The organism is Streptomyces sp. NPDC002156 (assembly GCF_053593675.1).
Map to the genome: position 1 here is coordinate 37549 of NZ_JBSFDA010000031.1, position 21704 is coordinate 59252.

Annotated in this window: 15 protein-coding genes; 13 read left to right on the top strand and 2 right to left on the bottom strand. The window is 69.5% G+C overall.

The window, feature by feature from the left end:
- Position 1: 1 nt before the first annotated feature.
- Both ACWCRB_RS15805 and ACWCRB_RS15810 read right to left on the bottom strand, forming a co-directional pair.
- The gene (locus tag ACWCRB_RS15805; protein WP_450996593.1) at positions 2–3778 is read right to left on the bottom strand and encodes a metallophosphoesterase; all 3777 of its coding nucleotides are present in this window, start codon (positions 3776–3778) and stop codon (positions 2–4) included.
- Positions 3723–4037 (bottom strand): SEC-C metal-binding domain-containing protein, encoded by a 315-nt coding sequence (locus ACWCRB_RS15810; protein WP_450996594.1) that lies wholly within the window; start codon positions 4035–4037, stop codon positions 3723–3725. Before ACWCRB_RS15810 ends, ACWCRB_RS15805 begins: the two co-directional genes overlap by 56 nt.
- A gap of 373 nt (positions 4038–4410) precedes the next feature.
- On the opposite strand from ACWCRB_RS15810, the gene ACWCRB_RS15815 reads away from it, so the two are divergent.
- The 13 genes from ACWCRB_RS15815 (at position 4411) to ACWCRB_RS15875 (ending at position 21699) form a co-directional block, all read left to right on the top strand.
- Positions 4411–6276, top strand: a complete 1866-nt coding sequence (locus ACWCRB_RS15815; RefSeq protein WP_450996595.1) for a phage tail sheath subtilisin-like domain-containing protein — start codon at positions 4411–4413, stop codon at positions 6274–6276.
- A 34-nt stretch (positions 6277–6310) separates the two neighbouring features.
- Positions 6311–6835, top strand: coding sequence for a phage tail protein (locus ACWCRB_RS15820; protein ID WP_369034725.1), 525 nt, complete (start codon positions 6311–6313; stop codon positions 6833–6835).
- 35 nt (positions 6836–6870) lie between these two features.
- Positions 6871–7812, top strand: a complete 942-nt coding sequence (locus tag ACWCRB_RS15825; RefSeq protein ID WP_450996596.1) for a hypothetical protein — start codon at positions 6871–6873, stop codon at positions 7810–7812.
- Positions 7805–8545 (top strand): hypothetical protein, encoded by a 741-nt coding sequence (locus tag ACWCRB_RS15830; protein WP_450996597.1) that lies wholly within the window; start codon positions 7805–7807, stop codon positions 8543–8545. The genes ACWCRB_RS15825 and ACWCRB_RS15830 overlap by 8 nt, the downstream gene beginning before the upstream one ends.
- A 64-nt stretch (positions 8546–8609) precedes the next feature.
- Positions 8610–9521, top strand: coding sequence for a DUF4255 domain-containing protein (locus ACWCRB_RS15835; protein ID WP_450996598.1), 912 nt, complete (start codon positions 8610–8612; stop codon positions 9519–9521).
- 9 nt (positions 9522–9530) lie between these two features.
- Positions 9531–11507, top strand: a complete 1977-nt coding sequence (locus ACWCRB_RS15840) for an ATP-binding protein (RefSeq protein WP_450996599.1) — start codon at positions 9531–9533, stop codon at positions 11505–11507.
- Positions 11498–11830, top strand: coding sequence for a hypothetical protein (locus ACWCRB_RS15845; protein ID WP_450996600.1), 333 nt, complete (start codon positions 11498–11500; stop codon positions 11828–11830). The genes ACWCRB_RS15840 and ACWCRB_RS15845 overlap by 10 nt, the downstream gene beginning before the upstream one ends.
- Positions 11827–18300: an eCIS core domain-containing protein gene (locus ACWCRB_RS15850; protein ID WP_450996601.1), complete on the top strand. Its 6474-nt coding sequence runs from the start codon at positions 11827–11829 to the stop codon at positions 18298–18300. Before ACWCRB_RS15845 ends, ACWCRB_RS15850 begins: the two co-directional genes overlap by 4 nt.
- Before the next feature lie 35 nt (positions 18301–18335).
- Complete coding sequence (locus ACWCRB_RS15855; protein WP_450996602.1) at positions 18336–18881, top strand: SUKH-4 family immunity protein; 546 nt, start codon at positions 18336–18338, stop codon at positions 18879–18881.
- Positions 18878–19588, top strand: a complete 711-nt coding sequence (locus ACWCRB_RS15860) for a hypothetical protein (RefSeq protein WP_450996603.1) — start codon at positions 18878–18880, stop codon at positions 19586–19588. Before ACWCRB_RS15855 ends, ACWCRB_RS15860 begins: the two co-directional genes overlap by 4 nt.
- Positions 19589–19598: 10 nt before the next feature.
- The gene (locus ACWCRB_RS15865) at positions 19599–19985 is read left to right on the top strand and encodes a hypothetical protein (RefSeq protein WP_450996604.1); all 387 of its coding nucleotides are present in this window, start codon (positions 19599–19601) and stop codon (positions 19983–19985) included.
- Positions 19978–21117 (top strand): hypothetical protein, encoded by a 1140-nt coding sequence (locus ACWCRB_RS15870; RefSeq protein WP_450996605.1) that lies wholly within the window; start codon positions 19978–19980, stop codon positions 21115–21117. The genes ACWCRB_RS15865 and ACWCRB_RS15870 overlap by 8 nt, the downstream gene beginning before the upstream one ends.
- Before the next feature lie 45 nt (positions 21118–21162).
- A complete protein-coding gene (locus ACWCRB_RS15875) occupies positions 21163–21699 on the top strand; it encodes a phage baseplate assembly protein V (RefSeq protein WP_369034715.1) in 537 nt (178 codons plus the stop codon).
- Positions 21700–21704 lie beyond the last annotated feature (5 nt).

Genomic DNA, 21704 nt, shown 5'->3' on the forward strand with positions numbered 1-21704 from the left:
ATCAGCTGTCCGAATCCGGCCAGGAGAGATGCAGCGCGTCGCAGGACATCTGGGAGAAATCCTCGCCCGTCATCTGCTGGAGCTTTGTTCGCAGTTGCTTCCAGCGCTCGCGGCGCACGGTGATCCGGTCCTCGTCCAGAACCTGATCGCACAGCCGATCGAGCCAGTCAGTGACTTCCGCCGCGACTGTGGTGGCTTCGCCCGTCCCCGCCGGGGTGGCAAGTGACAAGTGGCGCTCCACCGCCTCCATGACCGGATGCTGTTTGTTGAGCATCTTGCGGGGACGTTCCCCGGGCGCGGCGCCTGCCCGTCGTCGTGCCACCCCCTCGGCTCGTTTCACCGTGCCGCCACGGTTGGGCAGTGGAATTACCAAAGCGTCCCCGAAGACCTGGCCTTCCGAGAGGGCGTAGTCCGAGCGCAGCAGTTGCCACGCGTGTCCCTCGCGAACCTCGGGCAGGATCTGCTGGAAGTCCTCCATGAGCTGCGCCGGTGCGTCGACCACCCGCAGAGGCGTGTCGTGCGGCCAGGCCTCCCTGATGAGGTTGAGCTCGCGGCCGTCGAGGGCGACGATCCACTCGGTCACCTTGTTGGCGCGGGCGAACGCGGGGAAAACGGTGTGCTGTGCCAGCTTCGCGGTCGTCGCCACGGAGCACTTGACCGGGTTGAGGTCGGTGAGCGGAACGTAGACGGACCTGCCGCCGACCGATTGCACCATAGCCGGGCTGTGCTTCAGGTAGACCTCGGCGGCGGCCCGGGAGAGTTCCTGGCTCGAATGGAAGCCGCTCCAGCGGCTGTAGGACGCGACGCGGTACGGGTCCGAGCCGATGAGGGTGTCGCACAGCGCGCGGTAGGCCGCGCGTCGCTTGGCCGCGGGGTTGATGCAATTCGTCTGGGCGGCCCGGACCAGCTCGGCCAGCATGTCGGCCACCGTCGTCTGGGCCAGGCTCACCACCTCCTTGTACAGCTCTTCCGCACCGTCCAGGGCGTTCCGGGAGGCCGTCACCGGAGCGTTGTCCCGTCCGAAGTCGACGGTCAGGTGGCATCCGGTGAGGTGCCCGTGCTCTCCGCTCTTGCCCGGCTGGTACTTCTGGTGCCCGTCAGAGGGGTGCAGGCCCGCGTGTTCGGTGATCCGGATGCCGTCGACGCAGAACGTCACCGAAGTCTGGCCGAGTTCGCTGTGATTGGGCCGCTTGTCGCGACGGTCGCTGCCGCGGTGGTAGTCCGACAGATGATTCCAGTCCCGTTGGTGTGCCCGGGGATCGTGAATGACCTCCAACTGGAAGTGGGCCTGGTACGGGCCCAGGTGCGTGGTGCCCGTGCGCCGCAGCACCTCCCAGCCGTTGAGCTCCTTGTGCTTGCGGTCCAGGGGGGAGAACTCGGCCAGTGACGTTGGCAGTTGCAGATCGGGCGAAACGTGAACCTGGGCGGGCAGATACGCGAACAGGTCGGTCATCGCGTCCCTGAACGCGGTGTGGGTGAGGGAATCGCTGAGCGTGATCCTGATTTCCGTGCCCGGGGCACACGTCGTGTGGTCCGTGTAGAACGGGCGGTCGGGCGTGGAGAACTGCACGAAGATGCTGTCGACGGGCCTACTGTCTGCCGTGCGTGTGCGCACCTCCACGGCGCTTGCGACGCTGAACACCGATGCGAACCCGATGCCGAAGCGTCCGAAGAGCGAGGGCTCATCCGCGGTGGTCTCAGCGCTCTCGTCGACCGTGTCACGCCACCCGGAACGACCGAGCACCGACAACTGGCTGACCACCTGTTGATAGGTCATGCCCACGCCGTTGTCACGAATCACCAGATGGTGGGTGTCTTCCAGGTCCACGTCGATCCGCGGCACGTAGCCGTCGGGGTGTGTGGCGGCTCGCATCTCGGTGGCGTCCACCGCGTTCTGGATCAGTTCGCGCAGCCAGACGTGCGGCCTGTCTCCGTACAATGCCGAGCCCATCAGGAGTCGGGTGATGGGCCTCGGGTCAACCCGCAGTTCATGGCTTTGCAGGGAACGGTCCCGCCAGTGAGGCGTGTTGAGCTCGAACCGGACCGGCGGCCGTACCACTTGCCAGCTCCGTCGGACGTTCTCCAACTCCATGAAGTACAGATGCACGGTGTGCTGGGCTTCGGCGGTGAGACGGAAGGCGAGCCGGTCCGTCGTCGCCAGGTCGAAGACCAGCGTGCCGTCCGAGGGCTGACGTTCGTGCACGTCTAGCACATTCCGGCAGTACCTGCCGGACTGCATGGTGTCGGCGTCCAGGAGCCCGGGGTTGTCCAACAACTGGGCCAGGCGTGCCACTCCCCAGAGAAAGGCGAAGCAATCGGCTGCCGGACACCTGCGCAGGTCTCCCGCGCCCCTGATCTTCCCGGGGTCGTAGAGACTGAGATGTTCTAGGAGCCCGGACAGTTCGGCGACGTCCTCTTCGGTGATGCCGTGTGCCGCTCCGGCCATCGCGCCCAGCTCACGTGTTACGCGCATCCTGCTCTCTGCCTCCTCCCCCGGCAGAGTCGTCCCGGCCCTCCCGTGCGAGATGGTCAGTTCGGCCATGACGTAGGCCAGGGCGACATGTCCGCTGTCTCCGTAGTCCGTCAGCGGCGACTGGGAGTCGATCAGTTCGACGAGTCTGCGGAAGACCTCGAGCGTGTGGGTCGTGTCCCGACCCTGCCTGTGGAGGTCAGGTACGAGTGACTCCAGGTGTCTGATCACGGGAAGGAGCGAGGCGAGCGGGGTGCCGGACGGTCGGGGTGCGGCTGGCGCCGTGGAGCGGTGACGCAGTGGTTGCAGTGACTCCAGCGGCGCGTCCTTGCCCACCGGATACACGTCGGTGAACTCGCGGAAGCGCCCGCTGTGGACGTGGTCGTACTTGAAGTACCGGATACGGCAGCTGTTCTGCTCGGGCATCAGCTCGCCTCGTGCGTACCCACGCACGAACTGCGCGGAGTCGTCTCCGTGGGGACGGCCGAACAGGAGCATGGAGGGTACCCGCAGCAGCTGGGAGTGTGAGGTGAGGAGCCTGCCCAGTTCACGCGGATCGTGCAGGTGGCCGAAGAGGCCTGCCTGGTACTCCTGCCGCAGGCGCTGCATGGCCGGGACAGAGATCTGCTGGTCCAGCCAGTCGAGCGGGTGGTGCTGGGCGAAGAGAGCGAAGTCGACTTCTTCGCCCAGCCGAGGGACCTGCGCGATGGACAGCAGCAGCCGTCCGCGGTCGTCGTCGGTGCCCGACTCGGCCGCGTGGTAGTACCCGGACCACGCCGAGTTGATGCCAAGGATGCGACAGCGCCTGCCCGCGACGACTATGTCGTGCGTCCAGTGATAGACATCGTCGGTGCCTTCGGGGCCCCACTGCCGGGCGAACGCCTGGTAGTTCTGAAAAGGGTCCCCGAAGTTCTCGCGGTGCCGCTTGCGGTCCAAGAAGGTGTCAACGGCGTTCGGGTCGCTCAACTCGGTCACCAGATGTGCGGCCTTGATGCCCGCTTCCTCCCGGTCCATGTCGTGATTGCCCGGGACGAAGAGCAGCGGAGTGCCCTCCTCGACGAGCTCACGCAGCGGAGCGAAGAGCACTTCCGAGGCCGATGCGTACTCCTCCGCCTTCCCGGACTGGGCGATGTCGCCGGTGAAGATGACGAAGTCCGGTGTTCCTTCGGCCTCGCGTACGTCACGGAGGTGATCGAGCAACAGCGATACGTACTGTCGGCGTTCGGCCTCCGGGGCGCTCGGCCAGTGAAGATCAGAGAGTTGCCACCAAGTGATGTTGCTGCGAACCATCTCGCCGTCCAGGTACATGGGTGACCGCGGCACTGCTGCCGTCGACCGATTGGTCGCACAGCGTATCGGCGTGATGACGCGAACGTCCCACTGTTTGGCAAGCTGTGACCGTTCGCGACCGGGCTCGCCAGGGGGCGTGTGCGCTCTCACCCCGGTGGAATCGGCCACAGCACTTCTCGTACGTCTCCGCAAGACCGCACGGACATGTGGAGCTCTGAACAGGGGCGGAAGGGCGCTGGCGCCGGGATTGCGCGGTACGTCGGGACATGACCGCCATTCTGCTGCACCGGCTCCCTCATCACCTGTGTGCATTCTGTGAAGTCGCTGACCCGACACGCGCACATCGCGTGCGAGTCGTGCGCGGCGGAGTTCATCAAACCTCCCTCATGGGTGGCGTGAACACGTCTTGCTGGCTCAACTCCGTACCCCCAAGGGTGGATTACGCACTTGAGCATCAGGAGTCACAAGCGTGTTGCTTGGCCCGGGCGGCAGTCCGTCCGGGGCACTGACGGGGGAAATCTGATGCGGTGTCACGGGGCCGGCGCGCTTTCTCGCGTGCCGGACACTTCCGTGCGCACCGGATCCGGAACGTCTCTCCCTCTGCCGCCTCTTGGTGCCGACCCGGTGCCCGAGAAGGGATTGGAGGGGGAATGCCGACGACAGCAGTGGGTGCGGCCAGGCCGACATATCCCGGCGTCTACGTCGAAGAACTTCCCAGCAGCACTCGTACCATCTCCGCCGTGACCACGTCGGTGACCGCGTTCGTGGGGCACACCCGGCGCGGTCCGCTGAACGAGCCCGTGCGTGTCACCGGATTCGCCGACTTCGAGCGGCGGTTCGGCGGGCTCGGCTCGCGGAGCGCCGTCGCCTACGCCGTGCACCAGTTCTTCGGCAACGGCGGCTCCGTCGCCGTGATCGTCCGGGTCGCGAAGGCGGGCAGCGGCAAGGCCGCCTGTGTCGTCCTGGAGTCCACCGAGGGGCACAGCGGATCCCGTGTCCTCGAAGTGCACGCCAAGGAACCCGGCGTGTGGGGCAACGGCCTGCGTGTCGCCGTCGACTACGACACCCCGAACTGCGAAGAGACCTTCAACCTGCGGGTGTACGACGCGAAGGGCGACGCCCGCGAGTCCTTCACCGGGCTGTCCATGGACGAGGGCAACGGGCGGTACGCGCCGACCGTCGTCAACGCCGGCTCGCGCCTCATCCGCGTCGAGGCGGTCGGCGAGGGGCGGCCGGATCCGTCCGGGACCGTGTCCAAGCCCTTCGGTGCCGAACTCCCGGATCTGGCCGTCGACCTGACGGTGAAGATCGGTGACGTGGAGCGCGAGTTCACCCTCTACGACCCCGACTGCGACGGCGAAGCCCCTTGCAGCGTCGCCGAGTTGGCGCTGCTGCTCGAGCGCAAGCTGCGGGCGCTGCCCGACGCGCCCGGCAAGCACGCCTTCGCGGGCGTCGAAGTCACCGCGTTCGGGCGCCGGTTGCAGGTGGTGGCGGGGTCGACAGACCCTGAGGACGTCGTCCGGTTCCTCGGCCAGTGCGCCAACGACCTGGGCCTCGAAGCGTCCGTCAACCCGCCCGTCTTCCCGCTGGAGGGCGGCGAGGACGGCGAGGCGCCCGGACCGCGCGACCTCATCGGCTCCGAAGCCGCCAAGACCGGCATCCAGGCCCTGCGCGGCGTCGCCGACGTCAACCTGCTGGCCCTCCCCGAGCTGGCCGCGTACGAGAAGACCGAGGACATGCTCACCGTCGTCTCGGCGGCCCAGCGGCTGTGCGAGGAACGGCGGATCTTCCTGCTCGTCGACGCGCCCAGCACCTGGGTGAGCGTCGACACGGCCCGCGCCGGGCTCGCCGCGTTCGACGCGGTCCGGGGCAACCACGCGGGCCTGTACTTCCCGCACCTCCAGCTCACCGACCCGCTCACCGGCCGACTGCGCGCCTTCCCGCCGTCGGGTGCGGTCGCGGGCGTGGTGGCGCGCACCGACTCCGAGCGCGGGGTGTGGAAGGCACCGGCGGGCACAGAGGCGCGCCTGGCCGGTGTCCACTCCCTCACGGTCGACCTGACCGACCGTGAGACCGGGCTGCTCAACCCGCTCGGCGTCAACTGCCTGCGGACGTTCCCGATGACGGGTCCGCTGGTGTGGGGGGCGCGCACGCTGGAGGGCTCCGACGCGCTCGACAGCGAGTGGAAGTACGTCCCCGTGCGACGGCTCGCGCTGCATGTCGAGGAGAGCCTCCAACGCGGCCTGCAGTGGGTCGTGTTCGAGCCGAACGACGAGAGCCTCTGGCAGCAGATCCGGCTGAACGCCTCCTCGTATCTGCACACGCTGTTCCGCCAGGGCGCGTTCAAGGGCAGCACGCCGCGCGAGGCCTACTTCGTCAAGTGCGACCACGAGACCACGACCGACGAGGACATCGCGAACGGCGTCGTGAACGTCCTGGTGGGCATCGCGCCGGTGCGGCCGGCGGAGTTCGTGATCGTGAGGATCCAGCAGACGTCGGGCCAGTCCGCCCTCTAGGACCCCGAGAATCGTGGAGAGTTGAAGGAATCCGATGGCTGAGTTCACGGTCAACGCCCAGCGCTTCGACCCGTACAAGAACTTCAAGTTCCTGGTCCTGTGGGACGGTCGTACGGTCGCCGGCATCAGCAAGATCAGTCCGCTCAAGCGGACCACGGAGGTCGTCAAGCACCGCCACGGCGGCGACCCCTCCTCCCCGCGCAAGTCGCCGGGACGCTCCGAGTTCGAGGGCATCACCCTGGAGCGCGGGGTCACCCACGACCCCGAGTTCGACCGCTGGGCCAACAAGGTCTGGCAGGTGGGCGCGGGCCTCGGCTCCGAAGTGTCCCTGGCCGACTTCCGCAAGGACATCGTGATCCAGGTCCTCAACGAGGCCGGCCAGGTCGCGGTCTCGCACAAGCTGTACCGGACCTGGCCGAGCGAGTACCAGGTCCTCGGCGAACTCGACGCCAACGCCAACGCGGTGGCCATCCAGTCGCTGAAGTTGGAGTGCGAGGGCTGGGAGCGGGACTACGAGGTGCCCGAGCCCCAGGAGCCGTCCTTCGTCAACCCGGCGTAACCGGAAGGTAGTTGAGCGAACAATCGGGGGACGGTATGGCGATCACCTCGGCGGCCGGACTGCTGGCCGCCTGGGAGGCGGGCCTCGCGGAGCCGCCGCCCGGCCGCGCACTGCTGCTGCACCGCACGGCCCGCCCGGACACCGACACCGCGAGCCTGCGCCAACTCCCACTCGGCGAACGGGAGTCGGACCTGTTCGCGCTACGCCGGTCCCTGTTCGGCGAGCGCATGCAGGTACGGCTCGGCTGCCAGGCGTGCGGCGAGGACATGGAGTTCGAGTTGGATGCCGGGGAGCTGGCGCGGTCGCTGGGCGGGCGCGGGGGCTTGGCGGACGAAGCGAACGGGACTGGTGGGCGCGGGGGTTCGGCGGGCGGGTCGGGTGGCTCGGCGGCTGGGCATGGCGGGGTTGTTGCGGCTGGGTTGAACGGTGGGCGTGAGGGTTCGGCGGACGGATCGGGCGGGCCTGACGGTTCGGCCGAGGCGCCGGGTGGTTCGTCGGGCGGGCTCGGGCAGGCTGTTGTGCACGGGTCGGGCGCTTCCGTCGTTCGGGTTCAACAGGGCGGCTGGGACGTCGAGTTCCGGCTGCCCGGGGTCGCCGATCTGGCCGCGGCTGCCCGGGCCGTCGACCCGCGTGGGGCGCTGCTCGCGCGGTGCCTCGTGTCGGCGGTGCATGACGGGGTCGCCGTCGCCGCGGACGAGCTGCCCGGGCCCGTGCAGCGTCGGATCGCCGATGCCGTCGAGGCGGCTGACCCGGGCGCCGATCTGGCGCTCAACGTGGCCTGCCCGGAGTGCGGGGCGGCCACGCGGGCCGAACTCGACATCGCCTCCTACCTGTGGACCGAACTGGACGCCTGGGCACGGGACGTGCTCCTCGATGTCCATCTGCTCGCCACCGCGTACGGCTGGAGCGAGCCGGAGATCCTGGCGCTCAGCCCGCTGCGGCGCCGCTACTACCTGGAGCTGTGTGCGGATGTCTGACGCTGACGGGGCGCCGGTTCCCGACTTCTTCGACCGGCTCATCGCCCGGCACACCGCCGGAACCGTCCCGGGCGCGGCCCGGGTGCGGCCCCGGCTGCCCGGACCGTTCGAGCGTGTCGAGGCGGTACGGGCCCCGGCGCCCGACCCGGACGCCCAGGCCCCGCTGTGGCCCACCGCCGCACCGGCGGCCGCCGCATCGACCCCGGACCGGCCGCGCCCCGCGGTGTCCGGGGCGCGCCCGGGCCCGGAACGCGAGCGGACCGCCGTACCCGAAATTGAACGCGTGTACGACGGTCGGCCCGCCGCTCCCGCGCCGCGCACCGCCGACCCCGAGGGGCCCCGGCTGCGGCCGGTCACGCCCCTGCTGGCCGGCCCGCGTCCCGCCGCCGGACCCGCGCGCCGCACGGCGGGCGGGCAGCGGCCCGAGGACGGCTCCACCCGGACCGCGGTGCCCGTGCCCAGCCCCCCGGGCCCGGACACCGCTTCCCGCGCCGCCGTGTCCGCGTCCCTGCGCCCCAGCACCGCGGACACGGCGGCGGCCCGCGAGGCCGTACGACAGGCCGCCGCACGTCGGCCCGGACGGGCCCCCGAACAGGTGGTCGAGGTACGGATCGGGCGGCTCGAAGTCACGGCAGCGGCGCCCGCCGGAGCCGCGCGGCGGCGTACGACGGCCGCCGAGAGGCCCGGCGCGACCGTGAGCCTCGCGGACTATCTGGCCCGGGGGCGCGAGTGAACCGCACGCACAGCGGGACCGACACAGCACACAGCAGGCCGAGAGGGACCGAGGAACCGACGTCATGAGCAACGCACTTGCCATCGCCCACGTCACCCAGGCCCTCGCCCTGCTGATCGAGAACAACCTGGGCCCGGAGTTCGACCGGGCCGTCAAGGTCGAGCCCAGCAAACCTCCGACGGAACCCTCCGGCGAACCGACCATCTCCGTGTTCCTGTACCAGGTCACGCCCAACACCTCCCAGCGCAACAACGACCTGCCGACCCGCGCCGGAGACGGCACGCTCGTCAAGCGGCCCGCCGCCGCACTGGACCTGCACTTCCTGATCAGCGCGTACGGCGAGGAGAACGAACTGGTCGGGCAGCGGCTGATCGGGTCCGTCGTGCGCACCCTGCACGAGATACCGGTCCTGCCCAGGGACGTCATCGAACAGGCCGGTGAGAAACCGTACTTGGCGGGCAGCGACCTGCTGGAATCGGCGCAGCGCGTCCGCTTCACGCCGACGGTGATGGACATCGACGAGACGTCGAAGCTCTGGGGAATGCTCTACCAGACGCCGTACTCGCTGTCGGTCGTCTACCAGGCCGCCCTCGTCCTCATCGAGGGCCGCGAGACTCCGGTCCCGGCGAAGCCGGTCCAGCGCTCCGATGTGCGCGTCCTGCCGTTCGGGGCGCCGGGAGCGCCGGTGCCTGGTGGGCGGGCGCTGCCCGTGAACGAGGGTGCGGAGGCCGGGAGTTCGCAGGCGGACGCGGTGCCGTCGCCCTCGCCCGAGCCAGGCAAGGCCGTCGAGAAGGCGCCCGCCAAGAAGGCTGCGGCCAAGGCACCGGCGAAGGCGACCCCGGCCCGCTCCCGCAAGGCCGCACAGCCGGCCAAGGCGACGGAGCCGGGCGCGGGTGGCAAATCCGCGCGCGGAACGGCCAAGCGCACCGCCGCCGCGCCCGACGACACCGAGAACACGACGAACGGGGGCAGTTAGCACATGGGGATGCGCGAGGGGACGGGCACGACGGGTACGCCCGCCACGGGCGGTGCGACGACGCTCACGGCGGAGATCCGGCGTGTGCTGGCCCGCGTCGACGCCCACGCGGCGCACGCCGACGAGGAGACCGGGCCCGCCGAGGGCACCCGGTCCGCCGGCATGCCCGTGCCCGCCGGTCCCGCGACCGCGCCCCTCGACGCCCTGGTCACCTGCTTCGGCCTCACCCCCTTCGAGCGCGACCTCGTACTCCTCACCGCCGCCCAGGAGTTGGAGCCGACCACCGCCGCCCGGTGCGCGGCGGCCGGCGGCGACCCGGAGCGGACGTACCCGACCTTCTCGCTCGCCCTGGCCGCGCTCGCCGAGCCGCACTGGAGCGCGCTCACCCCGGTCGCGCCGCTGCGCCGCTGGCGGATCGTCGAGCCGGCCGACGACTCACAGCTGACGACCTCCAGGCTCCGCCTCGACGAACGCATCCTGCACTTCCTGCTGGGCTCGCCCTACCTCGACGCCCGGCTGCACGGCCAGTTGCGCCGCGCGCCGGTGCCGGACCGGCTCCCGCCCTCGTACGACCTGGCCGCGAGCCGGGTCGCGGCCGGCTGGGCGACCGGGACGAGCCCCGACGCGCCGCTGCTCGTCGAGGTGACCGGCGGCGATCTGCGCAGCCGGGCCGACATCGGCGCCGCCGCCGCGGCCCGCGCCGGGCTCGGGCTCTACTCGGTGAGCGCCGAGGACATCCCCGGCGACCCCGCCGAACGGGACCGGTTCGCCCGGCTCTGGCAGCGCGAGGCGATCCTGCTGCCCGCCGCGCTCCTCGTCGACGTGGGCGAGGTGGACCGCGACCAGCGGGCGGCGACGGAGGCGTTCCTGGCCGGGGCCGCCGTACCCGTCGTGGTGTCGAGCGAGGACCCGCTCCGCACGGATCGCCCGCACGGCACCCGGGTGACCGTCCCCAAGCTGGACGACGAGGAGCAACTCGCCCTCTGGGCCGATGCGTTCGAGGATGTCGCCGACCTTGATGAAGGTGAACTGCGGTCGCTGGTCGCCCAGTTCCAGCTGCCGCCGCACGTGGTGCGTTCGGCGGCTGCCGTCGTACGGCGTGATCTGCCGGGCGAGGACGAGCTGGACGCCGCCGAACTCGCCTGGCGGGCCGGGCTCGACGAGGCCCGGATCGGCATGGACGAGCTGGGGCGGCGGATCGAGCCGGAGGCGGGCTGGAACGACCTCGTGCTGCACGAGCGGCAGACGAGCGTGCTGCGCGAGATCGTCGCGCATGTACGGCAACGGCCGACTGTCCATCAGGAGTGGGGATTTGCCGCCACCCTGCGACGCGGGCTCGGTGTCACCGCCCTCTTCGCGGGTGGGTCCGGCACCGGCAAGACGCTGGCCGCCGAGGTCATGGCGAACGAGCTGGGTCTCGACCTGTTCATCGTCGATCTCTCCCAGGTCGTCAGCAAGTACATCGGCGAGACCGAGAAGAACCTGCGCCGGGTCTTCGACGCCGCCGAACGCGGCGGCGCCCTCCTCCTGTTCGACGAGGCCGACGCCCTCTTCGGCAAGCGCAGCGAGGTCAAGGACAGCCACGACCGGTACGCCAACCTGGAGGTCAGCTATCTGCTGATGCGCATGGAGGCCTACCGGGGCCTCGCCATCCTCACCACCAACATGAAGAAGGCCCTGGACACGGCCTTCCTGCGGCGCATCCGCTTCGTCGTGGACTTCCCCTTCCCGGCCGAGCACGAACGCGCCGAGATCTGGCGCCGGGTACTGCCCCCGCAGGCCCCCGTGAAGGACATCGACTCCGCCCTCCTCGCCCAACTCACCGTCGCGGGCGGCTCGATCCGCAACATCGCCCTGTCCGGCGCGTTCCTCGCCGCCGAGGAGGGCGACCGGCTCCAGATGCGGCACATGCTCGCCGCTGCCCGTACCGAGTACCTCAAGCTGGAGCGCTCCCTGACGCCTACGGAGGTCCGCGGATGGGTGTGAACGGCGTCAACGGCATGAATGGTGTGAGCGGTGTCAACAGGGGGCGTCCGGCCGCGCCTTCGGCGATCCGCGTGGACATCGGGGAACTCGTCCTCGACGGCTTCCGCGCCGACCCCGACCGCGTCTCGGCCGCCTTCGAGCACGAACTCACCCGCCTGGTACGGGAATCCGGCGTGCCCCTCGCGGCCGACGGCCCGGTGGGCGTCGACGCGCTGACCGGGTTGCCACCACTGCCCGCCGGGCTGTCCGCGCGCCGCCTCGGCCAGGAACTGGCGCGCGCCGTGCACCAGGGCCTCAGCGGGCAGGGGGAGGTGACCCGATGAGCGGCAACGCACAGTCCCAGGACGCCCGTTCGGAACAGTCGGCGGCCGAGCAGCGGCGGCGCAAGCGGAAGGAACGGGGCGCCAAGTCCCGTACCCCGGCCGCGAAGGACGTCGTCAGCGGCGCCGGACAACCGCTCGACCCAGGCGTACGACGGGAGTTGGAGGAGCGACTCGGCCACGACCTGAGCCGCGTACGGCTGCACACCGGCCGGGACGCCGCCCAGCTGACCGAACTGCTCGGCGCGGACGCGGTGGCCGTCGGCCAGGACATCCTCTTCCGCGAGGGCGCCTTCCGCCCGGGTACGGCGGACGGACAGCGCCTGCTCGCCCACGAGTTGCTGCACACCGTCCAGAACCCGCACGGTCTTGGCGCACTGCGGGCCGGGCGTGACCTGGGTGCGGTGAGTGTGCCGCAGCAGGCGATCGAGCGGGAGGCGGAGTCCGCCGCGCGGGAACTCGTACGCGGGGACGAGCAGGCCGCGCCGGAGGTGGCGGAGGGGCAGGCCACCCCGGGCTGGCTGCGCTACGCGACCGTCGACGCCGACCGGATGCGGGCCGAGGCCGTCGACCCCGCGACCCTCGTCGACCGGCTCGCGGGCGGAGTGCTGCGCTCGCTGCGCGGTGACCCCACCGATGCCTCCGGCCGGGTCCGTCTCCAACTGGCCCGGATGTCCGAGCAGTTGGAGGACTCCGTCATCGAGCGGCTCGAAGCCCGCTTGCTCACCCCGGAGTACGAACGCCTCCTGGACCTCGCGGATCAGGCCGGCCCCGGCCCGGTCGAGCTGCAGTCCGCCGACGTACCGCTGCCCGAGATCGACCTCTTCGAGGCCCTCGGTGTCGAACGTACCCAGTGGCAGAAGAAGCAGGAGTCCGACCGGGGTTCCCAGGACAGCCGCGCCGCTGACTCCCGTGAGGAGCAGCAGGACGCCAGGGCCCGTGACGAGAAGAGCGGCAGCGACCGCAGCCGGGCACGTGCGGACGCGGCCACCGAGGACCAGGAGGCCGCCCGGCGCACCGAGCAGGAGGACGAGCGCAACGCCTCCCGGCAGCAGGCCGCGCAGGAGCAGCAGCAGGAGGAGGAGAAGGCCGGCGCGGACCGGGAACGGACCGACGAGGCCGCCGACCAGCGCGTCCAGGGGCAGCAGGAGGGCGCCGAACAGGCCAAGGAGGAGCGCAAGGAACAGCGCGAACGCGAGGAGGCCGACCCCGAGCAGGCCAATGCCCCGGGTGCGGACAAGCGCGGGCGCAAGGACCAGCAGACGCAGCCGGCCGCCGGGGCCAGGCGCGAGGAGCTCGACCCGAAGCAGAAGGGTCAGCCCGGACCCGTACGGCCGGAGAAGGTCGACGAGCGGGCCGAACAGCCGGACTCCGCCCTGTCCGAGCACGGGCTGAACGAGAGGGACGAAAACGGGGGTGCCGGGGGCGCCGACGGCGATCCGCGTGAGGAAGAGCAGCCGCTCGGCCTCGAAGCGGGCGCCGACGAGGAGGTCGCGGGCGGCGAGGACGAGGGCGAGCGTGCGCCGGACGCCGAGCGCGAGCCCGCCATCAAGCCCGAGGACCATCTGCCCGAGGCCGACCTCGCCCTGTCCGCCGTACCGACCGCGGACCAGCTCCAGCCGGGCGCCGCCGAACCGTCGCCGCCGACCTTCCCCACCCCGCCGCCGACGAAGGCGGAGAAGATCGAGCAGGAGCGGGAGAAGCGGGAACAGGAGGAGGACGAGGACTCTGCCGGGCCCGAGGCGAAGGCGCCCGGTCAGGACGAGGGGCCCGTCGAGGGCGAGGCGCCGCAGCCGGAGAACGGGCCCGCCGCGCAGGCCCAGGACCGGAACACCAAGGACCTCCAGGAGACCGGGAAGCCGCTCGACCAGGAGGTCGGCCCGGACCCCGCGACCGAGGACAAGGAGCGGCCCGAACCGGAGGCCGAGAAACCCGACTCCGAGCAGGCGCAGGAGAAGGACCAGGCCAAGGACGCCGACGACGCGGGCGAGGCCGGGGCGGACGGTTCCGACGAGCGGCCCGACGCCAAGGACGCGCAGGACGAGAAGAGCGAACGACAGGAGCGGGCCAGGGGTACGGGGAGGGAGCGTGGGTCGGCTTCGGGCGCGGTGGGTCCGGCCTCGGCGACCACGAGCATGTTGGCGTCGGCCGTGTCGCGGCCCGCCGGTGCGCAGACTCCTCGTACGCCCGTGGAGGACCGCGACCCCTCGCCGGCCGCCCGGCGCGGGGCGGAACCGCCCAGGTCCGAGCGTGAGGCGCCCCCGGCCAAGAGCCGGATCCCCAAGGAGAGTGGCCCTGGCGCGGCGCCGCGTGGAGCGGTGGGCGGCGCGGAGAAGAGCGGGCCGACGACCGCCGCCGGACCGGGCGCCGCACCGTCCGCCGCGCAGGCGGCGGTGAGCCCGGCCGCGGAACAGACCGCCGGACCGGGGCAGAGCGCCGAGAGTGGGACGCCCAGGCCGGAGGCGTCCCTGGAGAAGGACGGTGGTGGCTGCGCGCCGCCCGAGCCCGCCGCCGAGAAGGACGACGGTGGCGCGGGCAGTTGCGGGGGTGGCGGCGGGGCCGCGCCGGAGGAGAAGGAGCAGGAGCCGCCGGACGTCTCGGGGCAGGATCCCAAGGCCGCTGTACAGACCGTGAGCAAGCTGGCGCCCGACCAGGCTGCCGCCGCCATGCCCGGAGTCGACGCGGCCGCGGACAAGAAGATCGGCGAGGAGCAGCAGCGGCTCGACGCCAACCCGCCCACCCGGGAACGGCCTTCGGGCGCGCCGCAGACACGTTCGGCGCCGCCCGAGGCGGCCCCCGCCGCGGCCCAGGTCTCCGGCAGGGTGGAGAAGCTGGGCCCGGAGGAGCAGGGCGAGAAGCAGAAGGCCAAGGGCAGTGCGAAGGCCGAGGGGCAGAGGCCCACGGACAACACTCCGCCGCCGCCTCCGCCCGCCGTGCCGGACAAGGGGCTGAGCGAGGCCGAGGCGGCGAACGTCGAGGCCGCGGTGGACGCCGTCCCGACGACCGACCCCGAGCTGCAGAACAAGACGGTCGGCCCGGCGCCCAAGATCCGGCTCGAAGGTGCCAGCGACCCCAAGCGCACCGACGACCAGGCCAAGGCGCTCAAGGACAAGCAGTCCGACCTGCAGACGACGGGCCGCGCCGACGCGGCGAAGCCGATGGGCGAGGACCAGATCTTCCCCGACGCTCCCGCGGAACAGCTCTCCGGGAAGGCCTCCGGCGGTGGTGCCGGGGGTGGCAAGGGCGGCCGGATCAGGGCCATGTCCAAGCCGAAGGCGGGCGTGGGGGCCGTCGCGAAGCAGGAGAAGGGCTCCGAGATCCAGGGCGCCGCCGGTCAGGCGCAGGGCGACATCGGCACCAAGGAGCAGGAGAACCGGCAGGGCGAGCAGCAGGCCAAGCAGGAGAAACAGGCCGAGATCGACCGCGAGGTCGCCCAGAACACCGAGAAGCAGACCTCCGAACGGGGCAGGGTCGCCCGCGAGACGCAGGCGCAGCGCGAGGAGTGGCGGGCCGAGCAGGACAGAAAAGTCGAGGACGCGGACACGAAGTCCGAGAAGGAGCACGGCACCAAGAACAAGGAGATCGTCAAGGCGCGCGACGACAAGGACAAGGAGGTCGGCGAGCGCAAGGACAAGGACAACGCGCAGATCGACACCGAGCGCGAGAACGCCGAGAAGGAGGCCGAGAAGAAGAAGGAGGAGGAGAAGCCCTCCGGGGGGCTGTTCGGCTGGATCGCCGACAAGGTCGCCGACTTCTTCGAGGGCCTGCTCGCAGCGGTCACCGCGGTCTTCGACGCCGCCCGCAAGGCGGTCAACGGGATCATCGACACGTTCAAGGAGTGGGCCAACAAGGCCATCGACTTCGTACGTGATCTGGCGATCAGCGCGATCAACGCGCTGGCCGATGCCCTGATCGCCATCGGGGACGTCCTCCTGGCCGCCTTCCCGGAACTGCGGGACAAGTTCCGCAACGCGATCGAGGGCTTGCGGGACGCGGCCGTCGCCAAGGTCAACGAGCTGGCGGACGGCCTGAAGAAGGCGGTCAACGCGCTGCTCGACGTGCTCGCCGCGGGCCTGAACAAGCTCCTCGACGTCCTGGAAGCGGGCATCAAGGGCGTCATCAAGGTCTACCAGGCGGTCATCGAGGGCGCGATCAAGTTCGCGCAGGCGGCGATCGAGGCGCTCGGGAAGTTCGCGGCGCTGGTCGCCGACATCGCGCCCGACCCGGGCGGCTGGATAGGCAAGGCCGGCAGCTCGGCCAAGACAGGCATCACCGACCACCTGTGGGGCGCCATCAAGGTGGGCGTGAAGCGGTGGTTCGACACCAAGGTCGAGGGCATCCTGGGCCTCGGCAAGGCCGTGATCAACGTCCTGGTGAAGGGCTGCGTCTCGCTCAAGCAGATCGGCAGGATGGCGTGGGACGCGATCATCGCGTCGCTGCCGATGATGATCGCGTCGCTGGTCATCGAGAAGGTCGTCTCGATGATCGTCCCGGCGGCCGGCGCGATCCTGACGATCGTCCAGGGCCTGATGGCGGCCTGGCAGTCCATCAGCTCGATCCTGGCGGCCTTCGGGAAGTTCTGGGCGTACCTGAAGGCGGTGAAGGCGGGCCCGGCGGCATGCCTCTTCGCGGAGGCGGTCGCGGCGGGCGTGGTGGCCCTCCTCGACTTCATCGCCAACTTCCTGATGATCAGGCTCTCTTCGGCGACGAAGGGCGTGGGCAAACGGCTCAAGGCGATGTCCCAGAAGATCATGGATGGTCTGAAGCGGACGGGGAAGGGCGCGAGGTCGGCGGCGGGCAACGCGGTCAACAGCGCGCGGGGGGCGATGCGCAACGCGAAGCAGAAGGTCGCGGAACCGGCGACTCCCCGCAGGCCCAAGGGCGAGGCCTCACCGGATCCGAAGTCCCCGGTGAAGCCGAAGGACACGGCCACGCCGAAGGGACCGGCGAAGCAGGAGCCCGCGGCGGCGAAACCGAAGGACGGGGTGGCGGAACGGCCTGCCCAGGACAGGGCACCCGACAGGGATCAGGGCCCGGCGAAGAAGGACCAGGCTCCCGCCAAGGACAAGGGCCCGGAGACCACGCCCAAGAAGAAGAAAGAGATCGAGGGCCCCAAGCCCGCCAAGCCCAAGAAGCCCAAGTCGCCTGCGGGCAAGGCTCTCGCGAAGGCCAAGGGAGCGGTCAAGTCGGCCCTGAAGAAGGCCGGCAACGCGGCGAAGACCCTGGGCAGAAAGCTCAAGAAGACCAAGGTCGGCAAGGCGCTCAAGAACGCCGCGTCGAAACTCCGGAACGCCTTCAAGAAGAAGAAGGACCGGCTGCGCGACGACAAGAGGCGCCAGCAGGAACAGAAGAGGCGGGATCAGGACCGGCGGAAGAAGGACGAGAAGTCCAAGGAGTCCAAGGAAGCCCGCCTGCGCCAGATCATCGCCCGACTGCGGCCCAGGGTCCACAGCCTGCTCGCCAGGAATGTCCGGCCGACTGTCTTCAGGGGCGTGCTCTCAGGGATGCGTACGTGGTACAGGCTCTCGAGCCTGGATGCGCTCGGCACCAGTCCCGTAACCATCAAGGCAACCCTCAACCCGTCAGGGACCGTGGATGAAGGGGACCGGGCGAAGGTCGTTCTCGACGTCGTGGGCAGCGATCCGGAACGGAGGAAAAGACTTGAAGAAGCATTGAATGTGTCGGGACTGGGCGACTGGCTGCTCGTTGCCGAAGGACTCGACAAGAAGTCCCTCGACAAGCTCCTCAGGGATCTGGACGCGGCAGTTGAGAAGAACAACGCAAACGACACGCTGCAGATCATCCGTAAAGCTGAGTCGCATGTGCAGAATTCTCTTACCAACTGGGTTCGCCCTTGGAAGTCAGGGGACCGGGCGAAGCCGGGTGAACGAGAAGAACAGAAGTGGAAGGACAAGGAGGAGGCTGAGGGTCTCAGAGAGGTGAGCAGGGTATCGGAAATCCAGGACAAGAAACCCCGGCCCCAAGATCCCGATCTTCCGCAACGCCAGATTACGCTCCAATGGGACCCGAGCATGGACCGGGTCGAGTTCGCCCGGAAAGCGCTGGCACTCAAGCGGGCCGGAAGTAAGGACCAGCTTGCTCGGACGCCGAGTGACAAGACGACCTGGACGAAGAAACCGAACGGTGAGAAGTACACCGAGGAGGAAGCTGACCGAGTCACCCATCAAACGATCAAGTTCAAGGAAGCGGTGCTCAGCAGGGCGCGCAAGGAAAACAGGCGGACCACGAAGTTCAAGACGACTGACGCCGAAATCGAAGAGATGATCGGCTCCATGCAGGTGGATCACGTGATCGACCTGCAGGCCGGTGGAAAGGACACCTTCAAGAACCTGCGACTCCTCGATCCGGTGACGAATAACAGGATGGGGCAGCAAGTGAAGAATTCGCCGCATTTGAACCAATCGAAGGCGCCGTACGGGACTCTCTATACTGTGAGAATCTTCTGGGAGTAACCGACGGACTCCATTACCTGGAAAGAAGGAAGCAAGTGGTTGCACGCTGGCAAATGAATGAGGCATTCGGGGAGGATGTGATCCATCTGGATCATGATCTTGCCGGAGAGTTGGGTGTGCCGCCTGTTGATCGTGGAATTCTCGCATATGTAGGTTTGCCCAAGCGGGTTGGGGTTTTCTTCACCACCGAGACGACTGGAGTGTCCGAGCTTTTCAGCGTGACCGAATTCGACTTTCCGAGCGGCCGTAAGGAGGCTCTGTCGCTAGGCGGACCGCCCGGCGACGAGAGGATGCGCTTCCTCCTTGACCTTCACGAGGGATACGTGGTTCTTGTTTCCTTCCAGGGTGATCGTCCGCAGGCTGAAATCGTGAATTCTGGCCTTGATGAGTTCATCGAATTTCTCTGCCGATTCGCGGTGCGTGACAAGGATTTGCGTCAAGTCTCAGTGGAGGAGGCGCGGGAGTACGACCAGGGATTCATTGAGGTGCTCAAAGAGATCGATCCGCTTGCGTTTTCCCAGCCCGACAGTTGGTGGTCGATGGTTACCGACCAGATTCGAAGCCGAGGGGAAACTCGATGACCCGCTACGCCGACATCCCCAAACCCATCCGCTCCGGAATAGTCGTGGTCAACCCCGACACCGGCGCCCCCCAGCGCATCATCGTCCTCCAGTTCAACCCCGACACCCTGGAGCGAAGCGTCGCTCCCCAGACCGCCGGTGACAGTGCCGACGCCGGAGGCGGTGGGGGAGCCGGTGGTGGGGACAAGAACGAGGCTCTTCGGCTCAAGGGGCCCGCTGAGGAGACCTGGAAGTTCACCGCCGAGATCGATGCCACCGACCAGTTCGAGATCGCCGCCCCCGACGGCATTCATCCCCAACTGGCCACCCTCGAAATGCTCGTACAGCCCACCACCGCCCAACTCCGCGCCGCGAGCCGCCTCGCGCAGAGCGGAACCATCGAGATCAGCCCGATCGAGATGCCGTTGACCCTGTTCACCTGGGGGAGCAAGCGCGTCATGCCCGTCCGGCTGACCGAACTCTCCGTCAACGAGTCCGCCTTCGACGTCAACCTCAATCCGATCCGGGCCTCCCTCGGCATCGGCATGAAGATCCTCACCGTCAGCGACCTGCCCGCCGGCCACCGCGGCGCCGATCTCTACATGGCGCACCTCGCTCAGAAGGAACAGCTCGCGGCCGCCGCCCGCAGCGGCAGCCTCGGGACGCTCGGGCTCAGCGGGTTCGGCACCGCCGGTGCGTTCAGCGGAAGCGGAAGCGGAAGGGGCTGAGAGACACACCATGGCCGACATCGAACCGTACGAGAACGCCCTCGACGCCATACCGGGCGCCCACCCCTATCCACGCACCAGCCGATACCACGACGCCGAGATCGGGATCCACCGCCAGGCCGATGGCACCGAAGTCCGGTACGCCAAGCGGCGGTTGCTGCCCCCGCTGGACGAGCAGCAGGGGTCGGCAACTCACCCGGAGGTCCACCCCCACACCGTCGGCGCCGGCGAGCGTCCCGACCTCCTCGCCCAGCGCTACTTCGGCGACCCCGCCCAGTGGTGGCAGATCGCGGACGCCAACCCCGTAATCGACCCACGGGAGTTGACCGACGAGGCCGGCCGCGTCATCGGCATACCCACCCTCGGCGGGCTGCCGCGAGGAGACCGGCGTGTTTGATCTGCCCGTGGGGCAGGGCCCCGTACACATCACGCTCCTCATGGGCCCCAAGCTCGTCCAGCCCGTCCCCGCCGAAGTCACCCAGGCCCTGCTCTCCGCCCAGATCACCGCCACCGCGGGCGAACGCAGCGGATTCCAGCTGGCCTTCGACCTCACCAAGAACGGCATCATCAGCAGACGGCTCCTGCCCGAGGGGTTCTTCGACCCCAAGACCCGCCTCATCGTCACCGTCAGCGTGCGAGGCACACCCGCCGTCCTCTTCGACGGACTCATCGTCCGCCACGAGGTCGGCGCCAGCAACCAGCCCGGCCACTCCACCCTCACCCTCACCGGCGAGGACCTCACCCTCCTCCTCGACCTGGAGGAACGCACCGCCCGCTACCCCAACCTCCCGCCCTCCGAACGCGTCCTCGCCATCCTGCGCCGCTACTCCGACTACGGCATCCGGCCCGACGTCTACGCGGAACAGATCGCCCAGCCCCCGCACCAGGACCTCCGCGTCCACTACCAGGCGAGCACCGACCTCCAGTACGTCACCGAACTCGCCCGCGCCAACGGCTACACCTTCTACCTCGAACCCGGCCCCAACCCCGGCCAGTCCTCGGCCCGTTGGGGACCCGAGGTACGCCTCGGCATCCGCCAGCACGCCCTCAACGTCAACATGGACTCCAACTCCACCGTGGACCAACTGACGTTCGCGTACGACGGGACGGCCAGGGAAGAACCGCAGGCCCGTTGGCAGGACCCGGGGACCCGGCTGTCCACGCTGCTGCCCCAGCCGCCGATCAGCCCCCTGCGCCCACCCCTCGGCAAACGCCCCACCCCGGCCCTCAAGCGCCGCACCCTCTCCGGCACCGCCAAGCAGCAACGGGCGGAGGCCGAGGCCGAGTTGCTGGCCCGCGCCGCCGTCTCCGCCGACGTCGTCTCCGGCTCTGGCTCCCTCGACGTCAACCGGCACGGCTACATCCTCCAGCCCCGCCAACTCGTCGGCGTACGCGGCTCGGGACGGGCGTACGACGGCGACTACTACGTCAAGTCCGTCACCCACAACCTGCGCCCGGGTTCCTACCAGCAGAACTTCACCCTCTCCAGGGAGGGCCTGGAGGCGCTGAGCGACTACGTCCGACCGTGACCCCGAAGAACCCATAGAGACAAGAGACATCAGGAGCAGTTCAGCATGGCGGCACCCAGCAATCGTTACCTCGGCAAGTTCCGCGGCCGGGTCGTCGACAACAACGACCCGCTGCGCATCGGCCGTCTCACCGTCGAGGTCCCGGACGTCCTCGGCGACGAGCCGTCGACGTGGGCGCTGCCCTGTCTGCCGTTCACGGGACCCGAGTCCGGTCAGTTCGTGGTGCCGCCGACGGGGACGGGCGTGTGGGTCGAGTTCGAGCAGGGAGACCCCAGTTTCCCGATCTGGACCGGGTGTTGGTGGGGCACCGCCGACGAACTCCCGCCCGACGCACGCCGCGAACTGGAGGCCAACGCCGCCAACAAGCCGGTCGTCGTGCAGACCCCCCTCGCCCACAAGCTCGTCATGAACGACACACCGGGCACCGAGCAGGGGATCCTCCTCCAGGCACAGGGCGGCGCCTACATCCGCATCACCCAGGGAGCCGTCGTCATCGCCAACGGCGCGGGCGCCGAGGTTCTGCTGCGCGGTGACCAAGTGACCATCAACGAGGGCCAGTTGACCGTGCTCTCGAAGCGATAGAAGCG

Bases quoted from the DNA above. Each gene is read 5' to 3' on its own strand.
- ACWCRB_RS15805 (WP_450996593.1), bottom strand. From the start codon at position 3,778: ATGTACCTGGACGGCGAGATGGTTCGCAGCAACATCACTTGGTGGCAA.
- ACWCRB_RS15810 (WP_450996594.1), bottom strand. From the start codon at position 4,037: ATGGCGGTCATGTCCCGACGTACCGCGCAATCCCGGCGCCAGCGCCCT.
- ACWCRB_RS15815 (WP_450996595.1), top strand. From the start codon at position 4,411: ATGCCGACGACAGCAGTGGGTGCGGCCAGGCCGACATATCCCGGCGTC.
- ACWCRB_RS15820 (WP_369034725.1), top strand. From the start codon at position 6,311: ATGGCTGAGTTCACGGTCAACGCCCAGCGCTTCGACCCGTACAAGAAC.
- ACWCRB_RS15825 (WP_450996596.1), top strand. From the start codon at position 6,871: ATGGCGATCACCTCGGCGGCCGGACTGCTGGCCGCCTGGGAGGCGGGC.
- ACWCRB_RS15830 (WP_450996597.1), top strand. From the start codon at position 7,805: ATGTCTGACGCTGACGGGGCGCCGGTTCCCGACTTCTTCGACCGGCTC.
- ACWCRB_RS15835 (WP_450996598.1), top strand. From the start codon at position 8,610: ATGAGCAACGCACTTGCCATCGCCCACGTCACCCAGGCCCTCGCCCTG.
- ACWCRB_RS15840 (WP_450996599.1), top strand. From the start codon at position 9,531: ATGCGCGAGGGGACGGGCACGACGGGTACGCCCGCCACGGGCGGTGCG.
- ACWCRB_RS15845 (WP_450996600.1), top strand. From the start codon at position 11,498: ATGGGTGTGAACGGCGTCAACGGCATGAATGGTGTGAGCGGTGTCAAC.
- ACWCRB_RS15850 (WP_450996601.1), top strand. From the start codon at position 11,827: ATGAGCGGCAACGCACAGTCCCAGGACGCCCGTTCGGAACAGTCGGCG.
- ACWCRB_RS15860 (WP_450996603.1), top strand. From the start codon at position 18,878: ATGACCCGCTACGCCGACATCCCCAAACCCATCCGCTCCGGAATAGTC.
- ACWCRB_RS15865 (WP_450996604.1), top strand. From the start codon at position 19,599: ATGGCCGACATCGAACCGTACGAGAACGCCCTCGACGCCATACCGGGC.
- ACWCRB_RS15875 (WP_369034715.1), top strand. From the start codon at position 21,163: ATGGCGGCACCCAGCAATCGTTACCTCGGCAAGTTCCGCGGCCGGGTC.